At 71.1% G+C, this 22,275-nt stretch carries 18 protein-coding genes; 12 read left to right on the top strand and 6 right to left on the bottom strand.

Annotated features, from left to right (window positions below; translation table 11 throughout):
• Positions 1-204: 204 nt before the first annotated feature.
• From N5D62_RS25170 to N5D62_RS25155, 4 genes are all read right to left on the bottom strand, one after another.
• Entirely contained in the window at positions 205-1,683 is a 1,479-nt protein-coding gene (locus N5D62_RS25170; protein ID WP_279760756.1) for a sensor histidine kinase, read from the bottom strand.
• On the bottom strand, positions 1,680-2,345 hold the full coding sequence (locus N5D62_RS25165) for a response regulator (RefSeq protein WP_279760754.1): 666 nt from the start codon (positions 2,343-2,345) through the stop codon (positions 1,680-1,682). The genes N5D62_RS25170 and N5D62_RS25165 overlap by 4 nt, the downstream gene beginning before the upstream one ends.
• A 236-nt stretch (positions 2,346-2,581) precedes the next feature.
• Entirely contained in the window at positions 2,582-2,902 is a 321-nt protein-coding gene (locus tag N5D62_RS25160; RefSeq protein WP_279760752.1) for a hypothetical protein, read from the bottom strand.
• A gap of 190 nt (positions 2,903-3,092) precedes the next feature.
• Positions 3,093-4,466 (bottom strand): DUF2325 domain-containing protein, encoded by a 1,374-nt coding sequence (locus tag N5D62_RS25155; RefSeq protein WP_279760750.1) that lies wholly within the window; start codon positions 4,464-4,466, stop codon positions 3,093-3,095.
• A 110-nt stretch (positions 4,467-4,576) separates the two neighbouring features.
• Between N5D62_RS25155 and N5D62_RS25150 the strand changes: the two genes are divergently transcribed.
• Positions 4,577-5,572, top strand: coding sequence for a bestrophin family ion channel (locus N5D62_RS25150; RefSeq protein WP_279760748.1), 996 nt, complete (start codon positions 4,577-4,579; stop codon positions 5,570-5,572).
• 18 nt (positions 5,573-5,590) lie between these two features.
• Here the strand turns inward: N5D62_RS25150 and N5D62_RS25145 are convergent, their stop codons facing one another.
• Positions 5,591-5,923, bottom strand: coding sequence for a hypothetical protein (locus N5D62_RS25145; RefSeq protein ID WP_279760747.1), 333 nt, complete (start codon positions 5,921-5,923; stop codon positions 5,591-5,593).
• Positions 5,924-6,340: 417 nt separating this feature from the next.
• Here N5D62_RS25145 and N5D62_RS25140 point away from each other — a divergent pair, with 417 nt between their 5' ends.
• The 6 genes from N5D62_RS25140 (at position 6,341) to N5D62_RS25115 (ending at position 12,080) form a co-directional block, all read left to right on the top strand.
• Positions 6,341-7,699: an HD domain-containing phosphohydrolase gene (locus N5D62_RS25140; protein ID WP_279760746.1), complete on the top strand. Its 1,359-nt coding sequence runs from the start codon at positions 6,341-6,343 to the stop codon at positions 7,697-7,699.
• On the top strand, positions 7,692-8,255 hold the full coding sequence (locus N5D62_RS25135) for a response regulator (protein ID WP_279760745.1): 564 nt from the start codon (positions 7,692-7,694) through the stop codon (positions 8,253-8,255). Before N5D62_RS25140 ends, N5D62_RS25135 begins: the two co-directional genes overlap by 8 nt.
• Before the next feature lie 41 nt (positions 8,256-8,296).
• Entirely contained in the window at positions 8,297-10,372 is a 2,076-nt protein-coding gene (locus N5D62_RS25130; protein WP_279760744.1) for a PAS domain S-box protein, read from the top strand.
• 178 nt (positions 10,373-10,550) lie between these two features.
• Complete coding sequence (locus N5D62_RS25125) at positions 10,551-10,970, top strand: organic hydroperoxide resistance protein (protein ID WP_279760757.1); 420 nt, start codon at positions 10,551-10,553, stop codon at positions 10,968-10,970.
• A gap of 26 nt (positions 10,971-10,996) precedes the next feature.
• On the top strand, positions 10,997-11,131 hold the full coding sequence (locus tag N5D62_RS25120; protein ID WP_279760743.1) for a hypothetical protein: 135 nt from the start codon (positions 10,997-10,999) through the stop codon (positions 11,129-11,131).
• Between the two features lie 43 nt (positions 11,132-11,174).
• Positions 11,175-12,080, top strand: a complete 906-nt coding sequence (locus N5D62_RS25115) for an MBL fold metallo-hydrolase (protein ID WP_279760742.1) — start codon at positions 11,175-11,177, stop codon at positions 12,078-12,080.
• A 1-nt stretch (position 12,081) separates the two neighbouring features.
• On the opposite strand, the gene N5D62_RS25110 is transcribed toward N5D62_RS25115, so the two are convergent.
• Positions 12,082-13,509: an MFS transporter gene (locus N5D62_RS25110; RefSeq protein ID WP_279760741.1), complete on the bottom strand. Its 1,428-nt coding sequence runs from the start codon at positions 13,507-13,509 to the stop codon at positions 12,082-12,084.
• A 258-nt stretch (positions 13,510-13,767) separates the two neighbouring features.
• On the opposite strand from N5D62_RS25110, the gene N5D62_RS25105 reads away from it, so the two are divergent.
• The 5 genes from N5D62_RS25105 to tssM all read left to right on the top strand — a co-directional run bounded on the left by N5D62_RS25105 (position 13,768) and on the right by tssM (position 22,267).
• Positions 13,768-15,327 carry a methyl-accepting chemotaxis protein gene (locus N5D62_RS25105; protein WP_279760739.1) on the top strand — a complete coding sequence of 520 codons (1,560 nt, stop codon included), beginning with the start codon at positions 13,768-13,770 and terminating at the stop codon, positions 15,325-15,327.
• A 96-nt stretch (positions 15,328-15,423) separates the two neighbouring features.
• A complete protein-coding gene (tssJ, locus tag N5D62_RS25100; protein ID WP_279760738.1) occupies positions 15,424-15,960 on the top strand; it encodes a type VI secretion system lipoprotein TssJ in 537 nt (178 codons plus the stop codon).
• Positions 15,957-17,291: a type VI secretion system baseplate subunit TssK gene (gene tssK / locus N5D62_RS25095; protein WP_279760736.1), complete on the top strand. Its 1,335-nt coding sequence runs from the start codon at positions 15,957-15,959 to the stop codon at positions 17,289-17,291. The genes tssJ and tssK overlap by 4 nt, the downstream gene beginning before the upstream one ends.
• A 75-nt stretch (positions 17,292-17,366) precedes the next feature.
• Complete coding sequence (locus N5D62_RS25090; protein ID WP_279760735.1) at positions 17,367-18,686, top strand: DotU family type VI secretion system protein; 1,320 nt, start codon at positions 17,367-17,369, stop codon at positions 18,684-18,686.
• Positions 18,683-22,267, top strand: a complete 3,585-nt coding sequence (gene tssM / locus N5D62_RS25085) for a type VI secretion system membrane subunit TssM (RefSeq protein ID WP_279760734.1) — start codon at positions 18,683-18,685, stop codon at positions 22,265-22,267. The genes N5D62_RS25090 and tssM overlap by 4 nt, the downstream gene beginning before the upstream one ends.
• Positions 22,268-22,275: the final 8 nt, after the last annotated feature.

Raw genomic sequence — 22,275 nt, 5'->3', positions numbered from 1 at the left:
CCCAGCCAGGCCGCGCCCAGCACGGTCAGCAGCGCGGCCGCCCAACGCCGGCCCGCCCGCAATGTCGGGGTCGAATGCATGTTGTCTCCTCGCGGTGATCGGGTCGCCGCCAGCCGCCGCCGCCCGCGACAAGCCGCGAGGCGCCGGCAGGCCCGCGCGGTCGCCCGCCCCCTGCTTGCGGCGAACTCTAGGGACCCGGCGCTTTCAGCCGGCTTTCAGCGGAACCGGGAAAACCGCAGCCGTGTGCAGCGGAAGCCGCAGCGTCACCGCGGTACCGCGCTCCAGCCCGTGGGCGTCGAGGCGCGCGGCCGCGACGTCCATCTCGCCCAGGTGGCGACGCGCGATCGCGCGCACGATCGCCAGGCCCAGGCCCGACCCCGGCAGGTCGACGTTGCTGCCGCGGAAGAAGCGCTCCCCGGCGCGCGGCCGTTCGTCGGCGGGGATGCCGGGACCGTCGTCGACGACGCGGATCACCGCCTCCGCGCCCTCGATCGCGATGCGCAGCGTCACCTGGCCGCCGCGCGGCGTGTAGCGCAGCGCGTTGTGCAGCAGGTTCAGCAGCGCCTCGCGCAACTGGCCCTCGTGGCCGAGCACGACGATCTCGCCGGACTCGTGCTCGAAGCCGAAGTCGATGCCCTGCTCCCGCGCCAGCGGCCAGGACTCGCGCGCGCACCGGTCGGCCAGGCGGTCCAGCGCCAGCGGCGTCATCGCCACCGGCGCCGTGTCCGCCCGCGCGAGCGCCAGCATCTGGTTGGTGCGCCGCACCGTGTCGTCGATCTGCGCCTTGAGCGCCTCCAGCGCCTCGGCCAGGCGCGCCGGATCGCGCTCGCGCCGCGCGTAGCCGACCATCGTGGCCAGCGTCGCCAGCGGCGTGCGCAGCTGGTGGGAGGCGTCGTCGACGAAGCGCCGGCGGCCGTCCACCAGCTCGCGCTGGCGCGCCAGGTGGTGGTTGATGGCCCGCACCAGCGGCGCGGCGTCGGCGGGGACCTGGGTCTCGTCGACCGGCGACAGGTCGTCGTCGGCGCGGGCCTCGACCTCGCGCCGCAGCCGCTCCAGCGGGCGCAGCGCCCAGCCGATCACCAGCGCCAGCGTGCCCGCGACGATGGACACGGTCAGCAGGTCGCGCCACATCGCCTGGATCAGCAGCGCGCGCGAGAACGCGTTGCGCGAGTTGGTGCTCTCGGCCACCTGGATGATCATCCGGCGCCCGGGCCGCTCCGCGTCCAGCTCCCGTGCCCAGGCGCCCACCCGGACCGGCGCGCCGAAGTACTCGGCGTCGATGAAGCGCGGCACGCCGGTCTTGAGCGGCTGGCCGGGCAGCGGCAGCCCGGCGTTGCCGATCTCGACCAGCCCGTCCTCGGTGCTGACGCGGAAATAGACCTGGCCGCTGGCGGTCAGCTCGAAGAACTCGAGCAGCCGGTACGGCATCTCGACGGACAGGCCGCCGGTCTCGGTCGAGACGTTGCTGTCGATGGCCTTGATCGCGCCGAGCAGCGAGCGGTCATAGGCCGAGTTGGCCGCCTGCAGCGCGGTGCCCCAGGTCAGCGCGAGCTCGATGCCGACGGCGGCCAGCATCACCGGCAGCACCAGCGTCAGCAGCGTGCGGCGGACGCTGAAGCGGTGCCAGCGGGCGGGCAAGGACGGCAGCCAGGCGGCCAGCCGCCGCTCGCCCGGCGCGGTCATGCCGGTTCCAGCACGTAGCCCAGGCCGCGCAGCGTGGTGATGCGGACCTTGCCGGACTCGATGCGGCGGCGCAGCCGGTGGACCAGGACCTCGATCGCCTCGGGGCGCACGTCCTGCTCGTCGGAGAACAGGCGCTCCAGGATCTCCTGCTTGGACATCGGCTCGCCGCTGTGCTGGATCAGCGTGCGCAGCACCGCGTGCTCGCGCGGCGACAGGGCCAGCGGCTCCCGGTCCAGCGTGAAGAGCTTGGTGCCGGCGTCGTAGACCAGCGGCCCGCAGGCGAAGCGCGGCTGGTCGCGGCCGCGGGAGCGGCGGATCAGCGCGACCAGGCGGGCTTCGAGTTCCTGGAGCTCGAACGGCTTGGCGAGGAAGTCGTCGGCGCCCTCGTGCAGGGTGCTGACGCGTTCCATCAGCGAGTCGCGGGCGGTCAGGATCAGCACGGGGACGCGGGAGTCGGCCTCGCGCAGCCGGGCGAGGACTTCGTGGCCGCCCAGGCCGGGCAGCCCGAGGTCCAGGATCATCGCGTCGTAGCGGGTGGCGGCCAGTTGGCCGAGCACCAGGCGGCCGTCGTCGACCCAGTCCACGACGAAGTCGTTCTGGCCGAGCGCCTTGACCAGCCAGTCGGCCAGGGGTTTTTCGTCTTCGACGAGGAGGATCCGCATGGCGCGCGATGCTAGCGCGCCGCCTTTCGGTGGCGGCTAGTGTCTTTCCACATGGCTTCCTTTTCCTCGCCAAACGGTTTGCGGCACTCGACTAGGCTTTCCGTTTCACTTCCTCCTCCGACGGGTCGTCAGGCTGATTGGGATCCCCGAAAACACCCCTCTTGTAGGCGATGTAACTCGCTCCTCCCGTCATGATCGAGAAGAACACGCCGGCAGCGGCGCAATTGAGCAGAAATTCAACCAGCATGAAATCCCCTTATGAAGAGAAAGTAGTGACCAAAGATGTTCATGAGCATCAGCGTCCACATGAGCGCAATGCAGAAGGCTTTTCGGAAAAGCTCACGCGCACCAGGACGCTCGCGAGCAACGATGGGTTCGAGCCAACGGACGATCACCATCCAGAGCGTCGTTGAAATCAGGATGAGCGCGGGGGCGATCGCACAGTCCGCGACCGACGTCTTGAAGGCCATGGATCCGCGCATTGTGAGATTCAGGATCCAACCGGCAGCGGGCGGACAAATGCCAGCCAACCAGAAGGCCATCATTTCGGGAGCCATCGCATGTCCTCCGGTCCACCAGGAAGGTCGATGCTAGGACCGTGGAAATGGCTCGAAATCGACTGAGCCCCGCGTTTTGCGAGGTTCCTGCTATCGAAACCACGCACGCAAGTAGGCGCGACTCGAATCGAGACAAGGACGGGTCAGCGAACCGCCAGGGCAGCGGTACGCATCGCCAGCAGCAGTCCGCTCAGGCGTGCCGCAGGCAGAAGCGCCGCGAGCCCTGTTCCTGGCCGTCTCCCGACGGCACCAGCTCCCGCCGCACCGCGGCGGCGAAGCTGGCCAGGCTGGCGCTGCGCAGCGCCAGGAACGGCACCTGGTGTCGCTCCGCCAGGCGCTTCAGGTTGAGCGCCGAATCGTGGTCGATGCAGTCGACCGGGAACACCACCAGGTCCGCCCGCGGCAGCAGCGCCGCCAGCAGGCCCTTGCGAGCCTCCAGCCCGCCATCGTGGTGGAGGAACTCCCCACCCCGGCATTCGACGTAATCGCGGATCGCCGGCGTCGAGCTGGGGCGCCCGCCGACATAGAGCACCCGCCGTTGCGCGAGCAAGGCCGCGCCATCGCCACTGGTGTCCGGCACGCCCGCGCTGAGGCGGTGCAGCTCGGCCTCCGCCGCCGCCAGCTCTTCCGCCTGCGCCCGTCCATGCGCCTGCACGCGCTCGAGCTGTTCCTTCAGGCTCGCGAGCTGGCGCGCCGCGTCCTCGGACTGCCGCTCGGCGCGCTCCCGGCGCTCGGCCTGGATCGCCACCTGCTCGCCCAGCTCCCGCGCCGACATCGGCGCCTCCGACCGAGACGCCAGGGCCTGCGCGAGCCGTCCCTCGAAGTCGATCGCCTGTTGCCGCAGTTGCTCCGCCATCCGGTCGCGCTCCTGGAGCGCCTCCTGGCGACGGGCCTGTTCGCGCTCGAGCCGCTCTTCCAGCTCCGCGTGCCCCTTCTCGAGGGCGACGAAGCGCTTGAGTTCATGCCGGTTCGCCGACGCCATCAGGTGCGACAGCATGTGGACCTCGCCGAACGCGGTCTGCCGCAGCGCCGGCGTCACCGCCTTGTGCGTGAGCAGCGCCCAGTAGGCGCCCTGCACCTCGCCGCGCTGCCAGGCCTCGCGCCAGGCGGCATCGAGCGCCGCCTCGTCGGCCGCCGCCGCGAACGCGCGCACGGCACCCGCGTGCCGCTGGTCGAGCGCCTTGTGCAGCGCCTTCGACACCTCCCCGCCCTGCACCGCCAGCGACACCGCGGCATGGTGCACGTCGAGATCGCTCAGCCCCGCCACCTCGACATGCCGGCCCATCAGCCGGCGCAGCTCCGCCGTGCCCAGGCAGTTGCCGATCACCGAGCAATGCAGGTGCGGGTCGAGCTGATGCAGCCGCATGCGGTTCGTGGCCGCGCCGGAACTCGGCGCCGGTGCGCGCGCGGCGGCGTCCTCATGCGCGACCAGCTCGGCGACGCGGTCCTCCTCGCAGCAGGCGACGGGCGCGAGCCGGCCGCCCGGCGCGGCGGCGCGCGGGCCCTCCGCGCCGACCAGCGCGGCCAATCCGCCGGGACTCAATTTGAAGGGAGGCGTGTGCATGGACGGGGCCCTCTGAAGACGCTTCGCAATATACAAGCGAATACGACGAACGGCCGACCGCCCCCTGCCGTGGGCTAAGCTGCCGGCTCCCCGCGCCACCGCCCTCCGCCATGATCGTCCGCGAACGCCCGTCCGGCATCCGTCTGTTCTTCGCGATGCGAGGCTCCATCCTCGGACAGATCAAGTGGACGCTGGCGGCCAACATCGCGCTGGCGGTGCTGGTGACCTGGAGCCACGGCCGGCTGCTGGACTACAAGCTGCAGGTGTCGGCGCTGCCGTTCTCGCTGATCGGCCTGCCGCTGGCGATCTTCCTGGGCTTCCGCAACAACGCCTGCTACGACCGCTATTGGGAAGCGCGCAAGCTCTGGGGCGACGTCCTGCTGCGCGGGCGCACGCTGGCGCGCCAGGTGCTCACGCTGATCGACGCGCCGGCCGCCGCTTCAACCGCCGCTTCAACCGCCGCTTCAACCGCCACTGCAACCGCCGATGCGTCCGCGGGCCACCTTCCCGTCGACGCCCTGCGCCGGCGCATGGTGCTGCGGATGGCGGCGTTCGCGCATGCGCTCAAGCATCAGCTGCGCGGCACGTCGCGGGACGCCGACCTGGCCGCCTGGCTCACCGAGGACGATGCCCGCGTGATCGCGCCGGTCGCCAACCGGCCGTCGGGACTGCTGCTGCAGATGGGCCGCGACCTGCAGGCCTGCCGGGCGCAGGGGCGGATCGATCCGGTGCTGTCGGCGTCGATCGACGCCACGTTGTCGGGCCTCACGGCCTCGGCGGCGTCGTGCGAGCGCATCAAGAGCTCGCCGCTGCCCTTCCCCTACACGCTGCTGCTGCACCGCACGGCCCACCTGTACTGCTTCCTGCTGCCGTTCGGGCTGGTCGACTCGATGGGCGCGCTGACGCCGGTGGTGGTGGCCATCGTGGCCTACACCTTCTTCGGCCTGGACGCGGTGGGCGACGAGATCGAGGAGCCCTTCGGCCTGCGTCCCAACGACCTGCCGCTGGACGCGATCTGCCGCACGCTGGAGATCGACCTGCTGCAGGCGCTCGGCGAGACCGAGGTCCCGCCGCCGCTGCAGCCGGTCGACTACTGCCTCATGTGAGGCCGCCGGAACCGGCCCTCAGGCCGCGTCGTGGCGCGCCGCGTCGATCGTCGCGATCGCCTGGACGGTGTCGCCGTGGCGCACCAGCCAGCTGACCTTCTCGAGCTGGCGCAGGTCGCCGGCGTTGTCCGGATCGCGCTGGGCCATCAGCTGGCGACGGGCGTCGCGCAGCAGATGCATCGCGTTGTCCTGGTGATCGCAATAGAGCTCGACCTGCACCGCGCGCAGCTGCTGCTGCATCGCCGCGCGTCGCTCCGATCGGCGCGCCACGTCGTCGGTGTTGGTGGAGGCCTGGGCCGACGCCGCCGCGAAGGCGGCGACCATGGCGAGGATCGGGGTGGACTTGCTCATGTGCTTCTCCTGGGACCTGGCGGGCTCCGCGCCGGTGGCGTCTTGGGGAAGGCGTCGCCGTGGGCCGCGGGGCCGGTCGGGCCGATTGCGTCAAACAATGGGGTGCCCTGGCCGCAAGGTGCGCCCGGCAGATTAGGGCTGTCTTAAGAAATTCGCATCGCGGGCGAATCGAAGCACGGCGCGGCGCAAGACGCACCCTCCTTCACGTCGAGACAACGCTGCTTTCACCGGGATTCACCGTGACTTACTGGCTTACCGTGGCTTGGCAGGATGCACCTGGGTTTCGTGCGGGGGCCGTCGGAAGGCGTGCGCAGGTCCCGCCGAGCCCCCTCTCCCGCCGGCGGGCTTGGCGACGGGCCCGGGGCGCTCCTAAACTCGACAAGCGTTCGTCGGCAGGTCGCATCAGGGAGACAAGCAATGACCGAGGAGACCACGACGCCCGTCGTCCTGTTCGTGGACGACGAGCCTTCCATCCTCAGCGCGCTTCGGCGGCTCGTCCGTCCCATGGGCTACCGGGTGTTGCTGGCGCCAGGCGGCGCCGCCGCGCTGGAGCTGCTGGCGCAGGAACCGATCGACGTCGTGGTGTCGGACATGCGGATGCCCGAGATGGACGGCGCCACGTTCCTGGAGCAGGTGCGCGAACGCTGGCCGACGGTCGGGCGCCTGCTGCTCACCGGCTACGCCGACATCCAGGCGACGGTGGCCGCAGTCAACCGCGGCCAGATCCAGCGCCACATCGCCAAGCCCTGGGATGACCGCGAGTTGCTGATGGCGATCGACGACGCGCTGTCGCGACGCCGGCTCGAGGTCGAGAACCGCGCCTTGCTGCAGCTGACCCGGTCCCAGAACACCGAGCTGCAATCGCTCAACGCCGATCTCTCGAAGCGCGTGCGTGCCCGCACGCAGGAACTCGAACAGGTCAACGCAATGCTGGAGAAGTCCTTCGAGCAGGTGAAGGAGAACTTCCTGCTGTCGATCCAGGTGTTCTCCGGACTGCTGGAATTGCGCGAAGGCGGCCTGGCGGGCTATTCGCGTCAGGTCGCGGACCTCGCCCGGCGCACTGCCCGGCGGCTCGGCCTGGGGCCCCGCAACGAGGAGGACGTCCACATCGCCGGGCTGCTGCACGAGATCGGGAAGATCGGTTTCCCCGACGCGTTGCTGCACAAGCCGGTATCGACGATGAACTCCGAGGAAGTCGCGCGCTACCGCCGCCATTCCCTCAACGGCGAGGCGGCGCTGCTGCCGCTGGGACAACTGCAGCATGTGGCCCGGCTGGTGCGGTCCCAGCACGAGCGCATCGACGGCAAGGGGTTTCCGGATGGCCTGTCGGGCAACGCGGTGCCGCTGGCGGCGCAGGCGCTGAGCATCGCGAGCGACTACTGGGCGGCGTTGTCCGGACGGATGGCCGAGCAGCACTTCACGCCGGCGCAGGCGCTGCAGCTGGCGCGCGGCGGCGCGGGCACGCGCTATGAGCCGGAGATCGTCGAAGCCTTCGAGCTGGCGCTCACCGACGAGCCCGAGGAACTCCCGCGCGACCGCCAGATCAGTCCTCAGGACATCGAGCCCGGGATGGTGCTCGCGCGCGACCTGCTCACGCCCAAGGGCACGCTGCTGCTGGCGGCCGGCCATGTCTTCGACGCGCGGATGGTGCGCCAGATCCGGGAGTTCGCCGGCCGTGAGGGCGTGCGCATGGCGCTGCACGTGCGCCGACCCGACGACGACGCCTCGCCCGGCGGCGCCCGGCCGGTCACCCCGCAAGGAGCCTCCCATGGTTGAGCGCCTGCTGATCGTGGACGACGAGCCCGGCATCCTCCATGCGCTGCAGCGGCTGCTGCGCCACGGCCTGATCACCCCGGACGGCGGCCGCTACGTCGTCGACGAATGCGCCGACGGCGCGCAGGCGCTGGCACGCGCGCGCAGCCAGCATTACGCGATGGCGATCTCGGACTACCGCATGCCGGTGATGAACGGCGTGGACTTCCTCACCGAGCTCCGCACGCTGCAGCCCGACTGCGAACGCATCATCCTGTCGGGCTACACCGACCTGAACGCGCTGGTCCGCGCGGTCAACGAAGCCGCGATCGCGCGCTTCATCGCCAAGCCCTGGGCCGACTACGAGCTGCTCAGCGCGGTGCGGCAGGTGCTGCAGCTGCGCGCGCTGACGCTGGAGAACCGCCGGCTCGCGGACCTGGTGCGGGCCCAGCAGGGGCAGATCAGCGCCCAGGAGGCGGAACTGCGACGACTGGAGCGCCTGGAGCCGGGCATCACGCAGGTCCGCTGGGCCGACGATGGGTCCTTCATCCTCGAGGATCCGGGCGACGTCACGCTATGAACGCGCCCGACCCCGCGATACCGCCGCCGGAGGCGCCGCCCGTGGAACTGCGGGCGGCCTGGGAGGCCGTCACCACGCCGCTGCTGGTACACGATGAGGAGCGCATCGTCCATGCGAATGCCGCGATGCTGCGGCTGCTGGGCTACGAGCCGGCGGCGCTGGCGGCAATGCCCTTCGACGCCTGGGCCACGCCGGCGCAGCGCGAGGCGCTCAGGACCTATGGCCTGCAGGCGATCGCGCAGGACGCGCTGCCGCCGGCCATCGAGATCGAGGCGCAGACGGCCAGCGGGTCGGTGCGCGCGCTGGAGCTGACCGCCCGCCCCTACACGCTGCGCGGACGCCGGCTCAACGTGCTGACGGTGCAGGACTTGAGCGACATGCGCCATGTGCAGACCAGCCTGCTCGACGTTGGCCGGGTGCTGCACCAGATCATCGAGAACAGTCCGGTCGCCAGTTTCGTGCTCGATGGAGAACATCGCGTGACGCACTGGAACGCGGCTTGCAGCAAACTCACCGGCCAGGACCGCTTCGACATGCTGGGGCGCCAGGACGCCTGGACCGCCTTCTATCCAGAAGCACGCCCTTTGCTGGCCGACCTGATCATCGACGGCGCCATCGAGGCGCAAAGCGGCCCGCTGTACGAGGGCCGCTGCCGCCGCTCGGAAACGGTCGACGACGCCTACGAGGTGGAGGCCTTCTTCCCGCGGATGGACGATGGCGGACGCTGGCTGTTCTTCACCGCCGCGCCGCTGCTGGACGCGCAGGGCGCCGTGGTCGGCGCCATCGAGACGCTGCAGGACGTCACCCAGCGGCGCCGCGCCGAGGAGGAATTGCGCCGCCATCGGGCCGAGCTGGAGGAACTGGTCAGCGAGCGCACCGCCGAGCTGCTGCTGACGCACCATGAGCTCGAGGCCTTCCTGGAGAACGCATCCGTGGGCATCGTCACCACGCTCAACCAGCGCATCGTGCGCGGCAACCGCAAGTTCGCCGAGATCTTCGAGCTCGGGGACGCATCGCCGAGCGGCATTCCGACCCGCACGCTGTTCTGCAGCGATGAGGATTTCCAGTCATTGGCCGCCGTGGCGTACCCGGTGCTCTCGCGCGGCGACTCGCTGCAGCACGAGATGGAAATGCTCTCGGCGGGCGGCCACCGGCTGTGGATCCAGATGATCGCCTACGTCGCCAACCCGCACGACCGGCTGGCGCAAACCTGGTGGCTGCTGCAGGACCGCACCGAGGAGCGGCGCGTCCAGCAGGCGCTGGCCGAGAACTACCAGCGCATCAAGCTGACCAACACCCGGCTCGAGGAGGCGCAGAACCAGCTGCTGCAGGCCGAGAAGATGGCCTCGATCGGACAGCTCGCCGCCGGCGTGGCGCATGAGATCAACAACCCGATTGGCTTCGTCAGCTCCAACCTGGGCACGCTGAGGAGCTACGTCGAGCCGATGTTCGGGCTGCTCGACACGATGCAGGCGGCCCCCGACGCGCTGCCCGAGGCGGTGGCCCGGGCGCTGGGCGACCTGGACCGCCGCATCGACCTGGCCTTCGTGAAGGAGGACCTGCCGCAGCTGCTCGACGAGAGCGAGGACGGCCTGGTGCGGGTGAAGAAGATCGTGCAGGACCTCAAGGACTTCTCGCGCGTGGACCACGCCGAGTGGCAGGACGCCGACCTCAATGCCGGGCTGGAATCGACGCTCAACGTCGTGATGAACGAGGTCAAGTACAAGGCCGATGTCAAGAAGGACTACGGCGCGCTGCCGCCGGTGCGCTGCATCGCGGCGCAACTCAACCAGGTCTTCATGAACCTGATCGTCAACGCCGCGCATGCGATCCCGCAGCGTGGGGAGATCCGTCTGGCCACACGGGCCGAGGGCGACTGGGTCTGGGTGAGCGTCGAGGACACCGGGATCGGCATGAGCGAGGAGGTCCGCCGCAGGATCTTCGAGCCGTTCTTCACCACCAAGCCCGTGGGTCAGGGCACCGGTCTGGGACTGTCGCTGTCCTACTCGATCGTCCAGAAGCACGCCGGCCGCATCGAGGTCGACAGCACGCCCGGCCAGGGCACGCGTTTTCGCGTCGGGATTCCGGTCCGCCCGCCCGAGGCGGCACCGGCCTGAGCGGCACCCTCGCGCGTCCGCCGCCCCTTCCGCTTTGTATGCCAGTGTGTCCGGCGCGCCCGCGGACACGCAGGGCGCCAATTCGCCGCGGCGGTCACACATCGTCGATACATCGCGCCGATGAAATGCGGGCCATGCAGCAGATGACGCTGCTTCAACGGAGCCCTCCATGACCGCCATGACCACCGACCACGTTCAAACCCTTTACACCGCCCGCACCCACACCACCGGCGGCCGCGACGGCCGCGGCCAGTCCGACGACGGCCGGCTCGACGTGCAGCTGGGTTCGCCCGGTTCCTCGCGCCCCGGGACCAATCCGGAGCAGCTGTTCGCCGTGGGCTGGTCCGCCTGCTTCATCGGCGCGATGGGCCTGGCCGCGCAGGCCATCGGCGTGCGGCTGCCCGCGGACGCCGCCGTCGACGCGTCCGTCGACCTGAACAAGGGCGCCGACGGCTACTCGCTGAGCGCGCAGCTGCGCGTCAGCCTGCCGGGCCTGCCCCGCGACACCGCCTATGAGCTGGTCAAGCGCGCCCACGAGACCTGCCCGTACTCGAAGATGACGCGCGGCAACATCGCCGTCGGCCTCGAGCTGGTCTGAGGCCCGCCCCGGCCGGGATGCCGCCCATGAAGCGCCTGCTGTTCGCGTTGTTGTTCCTGTTCGGCGGCGTGGCCCACGAGGTCCGCCATCCGTTGCAGTGTTCGGCGATCGTCAGCGGCGCCCGCCGCCGGTCGCAAGGAGCGCGCTCCGACGACGCCTGACCGGCGACAGGCGGCGGCGTCGCTCGATATAGTGCCCGGCACCATGAGCGACGCTTCCCCTGCCCTGTCCATCGAGCCCTTCCACGACGAGCGCACCGGCACCGTCACCTACGTGCTGGCCGATCCGGCGACGCGCCAGGCCGCGATCGTCGATCCGGTGCTGGACTTCGACCTGAAGTCCGGCCGCACCGCCACGACGCAGGCCGACCGCGTGCTGGCCCACCTGGCCGAGGCCGGGCTGACGGTGCAGTGGATCCTCGAGACCCACGCCCATGCCGACCACCTGTCCGCCGCGCGCCACCTGCAGGAACGCGTCGGCGGACGCATCGCCATCGGCGAGCACATCCGCGAGGTGCAGGCGGTGTTCCGCCGGCTCTACAACCTGGAGCGCGATTTCCTGCCCGACGGCCGGCAGTTCGACCACCTGTTCCGCGACGGCGAGACCTTCCGCATCGGCACCCTGGAGGCGCAGGCGCTGCTGGTGCCCGGCCACACGCCGGCCTGCCTGGCCTACCGGATCGCCAGCGGCGACGCGGCGGTGCCGGACGCGGTCTTCGTCGGCGACACGATGTTCATGCCGGACGTCGGCACCGCGCGCGCGGACTTCCCCGGTGGCGACGCGGTCACGCTGTACCGCTCGATCCGGCGGCTGCTGGCGCTGCCGCCGGCCACCCGCCTCCTCGTCTGCCACGACTACCCGCCCGAGGGCCGCGACCCGGCCTGGGAAACCACGGTCGCCGACCAGCGCGCCCACAACATCCATGTGCACGACGGCGTCGACGAGGCGGCGTTCGTCGCGCTGCGCACCGGGCGGGACGCCACGCTGGACGTGCCGGCGCTGATCCTGCCGTCGATCCAGGTCAACATCCGCGCCGGCCACCTGCCGCCGGCCGAGGACAACGGCGTGAGCTACCTGAAGATCCCGCTGAACACGCTGGGCCGGCAGTGAGTCAATGCCCGGCCGGGGCCGCGCCGGCGTCCTGCCGGTCCGTGTCGATCGGGAACGGCGCCCGCCAGGCCAGCAGGATCGGCGGCACCGAGAACACCAGCACCAGCGCGAAGAAGCTCGCGTAGTGCTGCCCGACGGCCAGGTACACCCAGCCGCTGACGCTGCCGGTGGCCCATCGGGTCAGCGCCATCACGCCGGTGGCCATGGCGTAGTGCGTCATCTTGAAGGGCCCCGGGGCGATCTGCTGCATCATGTACAGCATGTGCCCGACGGAGCCCATGCCGAAGCCGAACTTCTCGATGGCGACGACGGCGCCGATCCACCACAGGTCGGTGGGCATGGCGTGGCTCAGGTAGTAATAGGTCAGGTGCGGCAGGTTGAGCGCGATCGCCAGCAGCAGGAACGAGCGCCGCAGCGTCATCCGCGCCGCGATGAAGCCGCCCAGGAACGCCCCCGCGATGAAGGCCACCGTGCCCGCGGTGCCGTAGATGTGCCCCAGCGCCGCGTTGTCCAGGCCGAGCCCGCCGGCCGAGCGCGGATCGAGCAGGAACAGCGGGCCGAACTTCTCGATGAAGCCCTCGCCGAAGCGGTAGAAGAAGACGACCGCCAGCATCATCCAGATCGACGGCTTCTGGAACAGCGTCGCCCAGGACTCCCGCAGCGAGACCCACGCGCCGCGCGGATCGCTGCCCTGCACGGCGGCCGGCGCGCCCGGCGGCAGCACGCGCAGGTGCCACAGGCCGAAGCCGCCCATCATCGCCGCGGCGCCCAGCATCACCGCCATCCAGCACTGCACCCAGGTCCACCCCAGCGATCCGTGCAGCCAGCCGGTCAGCGACACCAGCAGCCCCGACCCCACCACCGCGCCCAGGTTCCAGCACATGCCCTGCAGGCCGGCGTAGCGGGCCTGCTCGCGCGGCGGCATCGTCGTCATGAACACGCCGTCGGCCACGATGTCCTGCGTCGCCGAGGCGAAGCCGGTGATCCAGAAGAACGCCAGCGAGGCGCGCAGGAAACCCTCCAGCGGCAGGCAGAACGCGACGGCGCCGATCGAGGCCATCATCGCGAACTGCATCGCGATGACCCACCAGCGCTTGGTCTTGAAGGGTTCCAGCAGCGGCGACCACAGCGGCTTGAGCACCCACGGCAGGTACATCTGCGAGGTGTAGAGCGCGATGTCCTCGTTGGACACGCCCAGGTTCTTGTAGAGGATCGCCGCGACCACGCCGACCAGCACGTTCGGCAGCCCCATCGCCAGGTACAGCGACGGCACCCAGGTCAGCGGATGGCGCGCGGGGCCGGTCCCGGCGCCCGCCTCGGCGGTCGACTCGGTGGATGCCGCGACCTCGTCCGGCCCGCGCGGCGCCACCGCCCCGGACCGGGACGGCCCGTCGCCGCCGCCGGCCAGCCGGGAAAGATCTGCACTCATCGATGTCTCCTCTTTGGGGGCGGAGCATAAGACACGCTGACAACGTTGTCATCCGAGGGCAATCGCTAGGGTCGAGGCGCGGGACGGACGGTTTTCGGCGCCTGCCGTACAGCGGCTGCCGTGCAGCAGGTCACTGCTCCCCGGGACGACATGTTTCCGCAGGCTGTACGGCCGTGTGTCGGACAGGTTTCTGAAGGGTGACAGGCGCACGCTGATGCAACCACTCGTTAACGCCGGCCTCTCCCTCCGGTCACGACCATGTCCATCCTCCGCAACTTCCGCATCGGCCGCCGCCTGGCGCTGGCCTTCGCCGCCGTGCTGGTCCTGCTGTGCTTCATCGCCGCCTTCGGCGTCGAGCAGATGGCGCGCATCAACGCCAACGTGCAGGACCTCAACACCAACTGGCTGCCCAGCGTGGCCAAGCTGGCCGACATGCAGGACGCCGCCAACCTGACGCGCCGGCTGTCGCTGCGCGCGGTGCTGGAGACCGACGAGACCGCGCGCGCCAAGGTGGCGCGGGAGCATGACGCGGCGGTCGCGGCCTTCGAGCAGGCGGCCAAGGTGTACGAGACCTCGGTGACCGCCGGGCGCGAGCAGGCGCTCTACGCCAAGATCCGCGACGCCTGGAAGGGTTACCAGGAAGCCGATGCGGAACTCGCCCGGGCCGCGGCCGCCGGCGAGGCCCAGCACGACGCGGCCCGGAAGCTGTCGGCGGGACGCTCCTCCTCCCTCTTCACCGAGCTGGCCAAGGCGATCGACGAGGACGTCGCCTTCAACCGCGACGGCGGCGACGCGGCGGCCAAGGAGGCCGCGCTCTCCTACGCCAGCGGGCTGCGGGTGACGCTGGTCGTCGTGGCGATCGCGCTGGCCATCGGCATCGTGCTGGCCTGGCAGGTGACGCACTCGATCACCGCGCCGATCGCGCAGGCGGTGCGGGCCAGCGAGGACGTCGCCGCCGGCGACCTGACCGTCGACATCCGCGCGGTGGGCCGCGACGAACCGGCCGACCTGCTCCGCGCGATGTCACGGATGGTCGACCAGCTCGGCCGCCTGGTCGGCCAGGTGCGAGACAGCAGCGAGAGCATCGCCACCGGTTCGCAGGAGATCGCGCAGGGCAACGCCGACCTGAGCTCGCGCACCGAGAGCCAGGCCAGCAGCCTGCAGCAGACGGCGGCGTCGATGGAGGAACTGACCAGTTCCGTGGCCCAGAACGCGGCGTCCGCCGGCCAGGCCAGCCGGATGGCGGCGGACGCCTCGGGCGCCGCCGGCGAAGGCGGCCAGGCGGTGGGCGACCTGGTTCAGACGATGCAGGGCATCAGCGAGGCCTCGCGCCGCATCGAGGACATCATCGGCGTGATCGACGCGATCGCGTTCCAGACCAATATCCTTGCCCTGAACGCGGCCGTCGAGGCGGCCCGGGCCGGCGAGCAGGGGCGCGGTTTCGCCGTCGTCGCCTCCGAGGTGCGGGCGCTGGCGCAGCGCTCGGCCGGCGCGGCCAAGGAGATCAAGGACCTGATCCAGGCCAGCGCGCAGCGGGTGGACACCGGTGCCCGGCAGGCCGAAAGCGCCGGCGAGGTGATGCGGCGGGTGGTGGCGCAGGTCGGCCAGGTCGACACGCTGATCCGGGAGATTTCGGCGGCGACGCAGGAGCAGAACGGCGGGATCCAGCAGGTCGGGGACGCCGTCACCCACCTGGACCAGGTCACCCAGCAGAACGCCGCCCTGGTCGAGGAAAGCGCCGCCGCCGCCGAGAGCCTGAACGGCCAGGCCCAGCAGCTGGCGAAGCTGGTGAGCCAATTCCGCCTCCGCGCGGCCTGACCCGCCCCTTCCGTCCCCCTCGCCCCGATTACCTAAGTCACCACGCCCAAGAGCCCCCGCTGGCTATCCTTTCTTCCGGTAAAGAAGGACAGCCAGATGCTCACGCCTCGTTCGGGAAACCAGGGACTCCGCCACTCCACGCGCCGGGCTGCCGCCTTGGCGCTGCTTGCCGTGGGGGCGCTTGCGGGCTGCTCGACGATGTCGAGCCTCAATCCGTTCGGTCCGGGTTCGCCCAAGCCGACGGAGCTGACGCGGGGCACGATCCAGGCCTCGGCGCAGCTCAACCCGAGCGTCACCAAGCGCCCTTCCCCGCTGCTGGTGCGGGTGTATGAGCTGAAGTCGGCCAACGCCTTCAACTCCGCGGATTTCATCAGCCTGTACCAGAAGGACCAGGCTGAACTGGGCGCCGAGATGGTCGCCCGCGAGGAAATGACGCTGCAACCGGGCGAGACGCGCCCGATCGCCAAGAAGACCCTGTCGCCGGAGACGCGTTTCATCGCCGTGTTCGGCGCCTACCGCGACCTGGAGCATGCGCGCTGGCGCGCGGTGGTGCCGGTGGTGGTGGGCAAGAAGCAGGAGGTCCTGATCCAGGCCGACGAGCTGTCGGTCAGCGCCTCGGTCAAGCAGCCGTGAGCTGGCACAGCAAGGTCATCTGGTCGCAGGGCATGTTCCTGCTGCCCCATCATTTCCAGCAGGAAACCCGTTACCTCGAGCACCTGGTCGACAGCCGCGCCCGCGCGCTGGCGCCGCACGGCTGGGGTTTCACCGAGCTGGTGCTGGACGAGGCGCTGCTGAGCGTGGGCCGGCTGGGCATCGTGCGCGCCAGCGGCATCCTGCCCGACGGCACCCCGTTCCAGATCCCGCAGGCGGATGCCGCGATGGCGCCGCTGGAGGTGCCGGCCGACCTCAAGGGCGACATGGTCGTGCTGGCCGCGCCGATCGCGCGGCCGGGCACCGACCAGGTCGCCTTCAACGGCCATGACGCCGGCGAGTTGCATCGCTATCACGTCGTCGACCAGGACCTGCGCGACCAGACCAGCGCCGGCGACGAACCCGAGCCGGTCCAGACCGGCGCGCTGACGCTGCGCCTGCTGCCCGCGCGCGAGCTCAACGACGCCTATGCCGCGCTCGGCGTGGCCCGCATCGCCGAGCGCCGCGCCGACCAGCAGTTGGTGCTGGACCGCAGCTACATCCCGCCGCAGACCCGCATCGACGCCAGCGGCCACCTGTCGGCGATGGCCTCGCTGCTGCACGGCCTGGTGCGCCAGCGGGCGCAGCTGCTGTCGTCGCGGATGGGGCAGCTGGGCAACGGCGTGTCCGAACTGGCCGACTTCCTGATGCTGCAGGCGCTGAACCGCGCCGATCCGCTGTTCCGCCAGCATGCCGCCTCCCCGCACGTGCATCCGGAGACGCTGCACCGCGACTGCCTGCAACTGGCCGGCGACATGGCGACCTTCGTCAGCGACACCCGCCTGGCCTCCGAATACCCGCTGTACCGCCACGACGACCTGCGCGGCAGCTTCGCGCCGTTGCTGGAGGAGCTGCGCCGCATGCTCAGCGTCGTGCTGGAGCGCAACGCGCTGCAGATCGACCTGACCGAGCGCACCCATGGCGTGCGCACCGCCGTCGTGCCCGACGCCGACCTGCTGCGCAGCGCCAGCTTCGTCATCGCGGTCAACGCGCAGGTGGCCGCCGAGCAGCTGCGCCAGCGTTTCCCGGCACAGTCCAAGCTCGGCCCGGTGGACCGCATCCGCGACCTGGTGAACCTGCAACTGCCCGGCATCGGGTTGCGCGCGCTGCCGGTGGCGCCGCGCCAGCTGCCCTTCCACGCGGGTTTCCATTATTTCGAGCTGGACCGCGGCGGCGACCTGTGGAAGCAGCTCGAACGCAGCGGCAGCCTGGCGCTGCACGTGGCCGGCGATTTCCCCGGACTGGAGCTGGAGCTCTGGGCCATCCGGCAGTAAGCGCCGCTCGCGGCGACACGCCGGGCCCCGCCCCCGTCCCCTCCGATTCAAGACAAGCAACCCCCGGGAGCCGGCATGGACCCCTCCGCGCTCAACGATCCGTTCGCAGGCTTCGACGATCAGCGCACCTTCATCAAGCCCCGTCCCGGTGGCGCGCAGGCGCCCCGCGGCGCGTCCGCGCCGGACTCGGTGCAGCCCGACGCGGCACCGCCCGCCGCCGGCCTGAACCCGCTGCTGACGCTGGCCAATCCGCTGCTGCTGCTGGTGCCGCAACTGCGCGCGACGCGCCGCGTCGACGACGTGGCCGCGCTGCGCAACAACCTGGCGCAGGGCGTGCGCGACTTCGCCTCGCGCGCCGCCGCCGCCGGCATTCCGCCCGAGCGCGTGATGGCCACGCGCTACGTGCTCTGCACGATGATCGACGAGGCCGCCGCCGACACCCCCTGGGGCGGCTCCGGCGTGTGGGCGCGCCACAGCCTGCTGTCGATGTTCCACAACGAGACCTGGGGCGGCGAGAAGGTCTTCCAGCTGATGGCCCGCCTGGCCGAGAAGCCCGACGCCAACCGCGACCTGCTGGAGCTGATCTACGCCGCGCTGACGCTGGGTTTCGCCGGCCGCTACCGCGTCATCGACAACGGCCCGGCGCAGCTCGAGGCGGTGCGTGACCGCCTGGCGCAGATCCTCAAGCAGCAGCGCGGCGACTATCCGGCCGCGCTGGCGCAGCACTGGCAGGTCGAGGCGATCACGCAGCGCCGCCACATCGGCTGGCTGCCGCTGGCGGCCACCGCCGCGCTGACCGCGCTTGTGCTGGTGGGCGTCTACCTGTCGCTGACGCTGTCGCTGGCGGAGCGTTCCGACCCGGTGTTCGGCCAGATCCAGGGCCTGCGGCTGTCGCCGCCGGTGGTGGCGCCGCCACCGCCGCCGGCCAAGCCGCGCCTGGCGCAGTTCCTGCAGTCCGACATCAAGGCCGGCCTGGTCGCGGTGCGCGACGAGGTCGACCGCAGCGTGGTGACGATCCGCGGCGACGGCCTGTTCGCGCCGGCCAGCGCGACCATCGTGCCGGAGCGCGAGGCGCTGATGACCCGCATCGCCGACGCGCTGACGCAGGTCCAGGGCACGGTGCTGGTCACCGGCCACAGCGACAACACGCCGATCCGCTCGGCCCGCTTCCCGTCCAACTGGCACCTGTCGGAGGAACGCGCCAACACCGTGCGCGAGCTGCTGATCGCGCGCCGGGTCGCGCCCGAGCGCATCCGCGCCGAGGGCCGCGCCGACGCCGAGCCGGTCGCCGCCAACGACACGCCGGCCAACCGCGCGCTGAACCGCCGGGTCGAAGTCAGTCTGATGATCAATGGCCGGGCCCCCGAGGCGCCGGCGCGCGGAGCTTCCCGATGAAACGCGTCCTGGGATGGATCTTCAACCGCTGGGTGCTGCTGGCGGTGCTGGTGCTGGCCGTGGCGCTGCTGATCTGGATCATCGGCCCGCTGGTGGCCGTCGGCGAGGCCCGCCCGCTCGACACCGAGCGCTCGCGCTGGATCACGATCGGCGTGCTGGTGCTGGTGGTGGCGCTGTGCATCGCCTGGAGCCGCTGGCGCGCCAAGCGCGGCAACACCGCGGTGGTCAACCAGCTGCTGCAGCAGCCGGCCGCGGCCACCGAGCGCGAGAGCGCCGACATGGCCTCTGTGCGCGAGCGTTTCCGCCAGGCGCTGCAGACGCTGCAGCGCTCGCGCTTCGGGGCGGAGGGCTCGGCCGGTTTCGGCGCCAAGCTGCGCTCGCGCTTCGGCGGCCGTTATCTCTATGAGCTGCCCTGGTACCTGATCATCGGCGCGCCGGGTTCCGGCAAGACGACGGCCCTGCGCCACAGTGGGCTGAACTTCCCGCTGGCCGAGCAGATGGGCGACCACGCGATCCGCGGCGTCGGCGGCACGCGGCATTGCGACTGGTGGTTCACCGACCGCGCCGTGCTGATCGACACCGCCGGCCGCTTCACCACGCAGGACAGCGATCCCGACAACGACAAGGCGACCTGGAGCGGTTTCCTGCAGATGCTGCGGCGCTCGCGTCCGCGCCAGCCGATCAACGGCGCGCTGGTGACGGTGTCGGTGACCGACCTGCTCTCGCGCAGCCCGTCGGAGCGCGCGCAGCATGCGGCCACCGTGCGCGCCCGCGTGCAGGAGCTGCAGAAGGACCTGGACATCCGCTTCCCGGTCTACCTGCTGGTCACCAAGGCCGACCTGCTGTCGGGCTTCATGGACTACTTCGCGACGCTGGACAAGGACCAGCGCGCCGCGCCGTGGGGCTTCACCTTCGCGCGCAACAGCGCCTCGCCGCTGGCGGGTTTCGGCGCGGAGTTCGACGCCCTTGAGCAGCGCCTGCAGAACGGCCTGATCGACCGGCTGCAGGCCGAGCGCGACCCGCAGCGCCGCGCCCGCATCTACGGTTTCCCGGCGCAGTTCGCGAGCCTGCGCGCGTTGCTGGCCGAGTTCGCCGAGGGCGTGTTCGCGCCCTCCCCGTACGAAGCCCAGCCGCAGCTGCGCGGCGTCTACTTCGTCAGCGGCACCCAGGAAGGCACGCCGATCGACCGGGTGCTGGGTTCGGTGGCGCGCAGCTACCAGATCGAGCACGCGGTGCTGGCGCCCAACCAGGCCAGCGGCCGCAGCTACTTCCTGAACCGGCTGCTCAATGAAGTGGTCTTCGCCGAGGCGGGCCTGGGCGGCACGCACCGCGGCTGGGAGCGTCGCCGCAACGCGATGGCGCTGGCCGGCTACGCGGTCGTCGCGGTGGCCGGCATCGGGCTGCTGAGCGCCTGGACCGTCAGCTACTTCAACAACCGCAAGTACCTCGAGGCGACCTCGGCCCGGGCCGACCAGGTCCGCGAGCTGCTGCAGTCCACGCCCAACCGCGCCACCGCCGACCTGCTGCCGATCCTGCCGGCGCTGGAGGCCACGCGCGCGCTCGCCGCGGTCGACGAGGACGTGCCGTGGTCGATGCGCATGGGCCTGTTCCAGGGCAGGAAGCTCGACAGCGCGGCGCGCGCGTCCTACCAGCGCATGCTGGGCGACGCGGTGCTGCCGCGGCTGGTGCTGCGCATCGAGGAGCAGCTGCGCCAGGGCGCGGCCACGCCGGTCACGCTGTACGAGGCGCTCAAGGCCTACGTGATGCTGCACGACCCGCAGCACTTCGACGCGCAGGCGCTCAAGCGGCATGTCGAGGGCGACTGGGAGACGACGCGGCGCGAGCTGACGCCGGACCAGCGCGCCGCACTCGGCGCCCACCTGGACGCGCTGCTGTCGCAGGGCGGCATCGCCTCGCCGCTGCCGGAGGACGCGTCGCTGCTGACGGCGGTGCGCACGCAGCTGGCGACGCAGCCGCTGCCCCAGCGCATCTACAACCGGCTGCGGGCGCAGGGCCTGGGCACCGAGTACCCGGACTTCACCGTCTCGCGCGCCGGCGGCCACAACGCGCCGCTGCTGTTCACGCGCACCAACGGCGCGCCGCTGTCGCAGGGCGTGCCGGGCTTCTTCACCCGCGACGCCTACCTGCGCGGCTTCCAGCCGCGGGTCGGCCAGGTGACCGACGAACTGTCGGCCGAGGAACCGTGGGTGCTGGGCGTGGCCGCGGCGCCCAAGGACGCGCAGGCGATCGTGCGGGCCAACGCGCCGCTGGTCGACGACGTGCGCCGGCTCTACCTGAACGACTACGCCGCCGCGTGGGAAGCCTTCCTCAACAGCGTCAAGCTCCTGCCGATGGCCACGGTGCCGCAGTCGGTGGAGCGCTCGCGGATGCTGTCCGCGCCGGACAGCCCGCTGGGCCCGTTCCTGCGCGCCGCCTCGCGCGAGACGACGCTGACCCAGCCCGGCAACGCGATCGAGAACGCCGAGCGCCGCGCCGCCGACCTGGTGCAGCAGACGCGCGAGCGAGTGGCCGGCATGTTCTCCGGCAAGCCGGGACAGCCGGGCCAGGCCAATCCGGGCGATCCGAACACGCAGCGCATCGAGAGCATCGTCGACGAGCGCTTCGTCGGCCTGCGCAGCATGGTCACCGCGCCGCAGGGCGGCGGCAAGGCGCCGCTGGACGAGACGGTGGGCCTGATCGCCGAGGCCAACATCATGCTGACCGCGGCCGATTCGGCGCTCAAGGGCGGCAGCGCGCCGCCGCCGTCGCCGGTGCCGACGCGGCTCAAGGCGGCCGCGGCGATGAGCCCCGAGCCGCTGCGCACGATGCTGGACGACCTGGGCAGCAGCAGCGCCCGCGTGTCGCAGGGCGCGATGCGCCAGAACCTGGCGATGGAGGTGCGCTCGCAGGTCGGCGAGTTCTGCAACCAGGCCGTCGCCGGCCGGTATCCGCTGGACCGCAACTCCTCGCGCGACGCCACGCAGGCGGACTTCGCGATGCTGTTCGGCCCGGGCGGCAAGGTCGACCAGCTGTTCCAGCAGAAGCTCGCGCCCTATGTCGACACGACGACGCGGCCGTGGAAGTTCCGCGCGGTCGAGGGCACGCCGCTGGGCGCGGACAGCGGCACGCTGCCGCAGTTCCAGCGCGCGCAGGCGATCAAGGAGACCTTCTTCCCCGGCAGCGCCGCGCCGTCGCTGCGGCTGGACTTCAAGCCGGTGGAGATGGACACGACGATCCAGCAGTTCATCCTGGACGTGGACGGCCAGATCGTGCGCTACAGCCACGGTCCGCAGATCCCTACCTCGGTGCAGTGGCCGGGTCCGCGCGGCAGCTCGCAGGTCCGGGTGCAGATCAGCCCGGCCAGCACGAGCGGCTCGTCGGGCATGGTCAACGACGGCCCGTGGGCGCTGTTCCGGCTGTTCGACCGGGTCAAGATCGAGAAGACCAACGCGCCGGAGCGCTTCAAGGCGACCTTCGACGTGGACGGCCGCAAGGCGGTCTTCGAGGTCACCGCCAGCAGCGTGCGCAATCCGTTCCGGCTGCCCGAGCTCAACGAGTTCCGCTGCCCGAGCGGGCTGTGACGTTTCGC

This window comes from Mitsuaria sp. GD03876 (assembly GCF_029840635.1).
GTDB lineage: Bacteria > Pseudomonadota > Gammaproteobacteria > Burkholderiales > Burkholderiaceae_C > Roseateles.
Note: the sequence above shows the minus strand (reverse complement) of the source record. Positions and strands in the feature narration are given on the sequence as shown.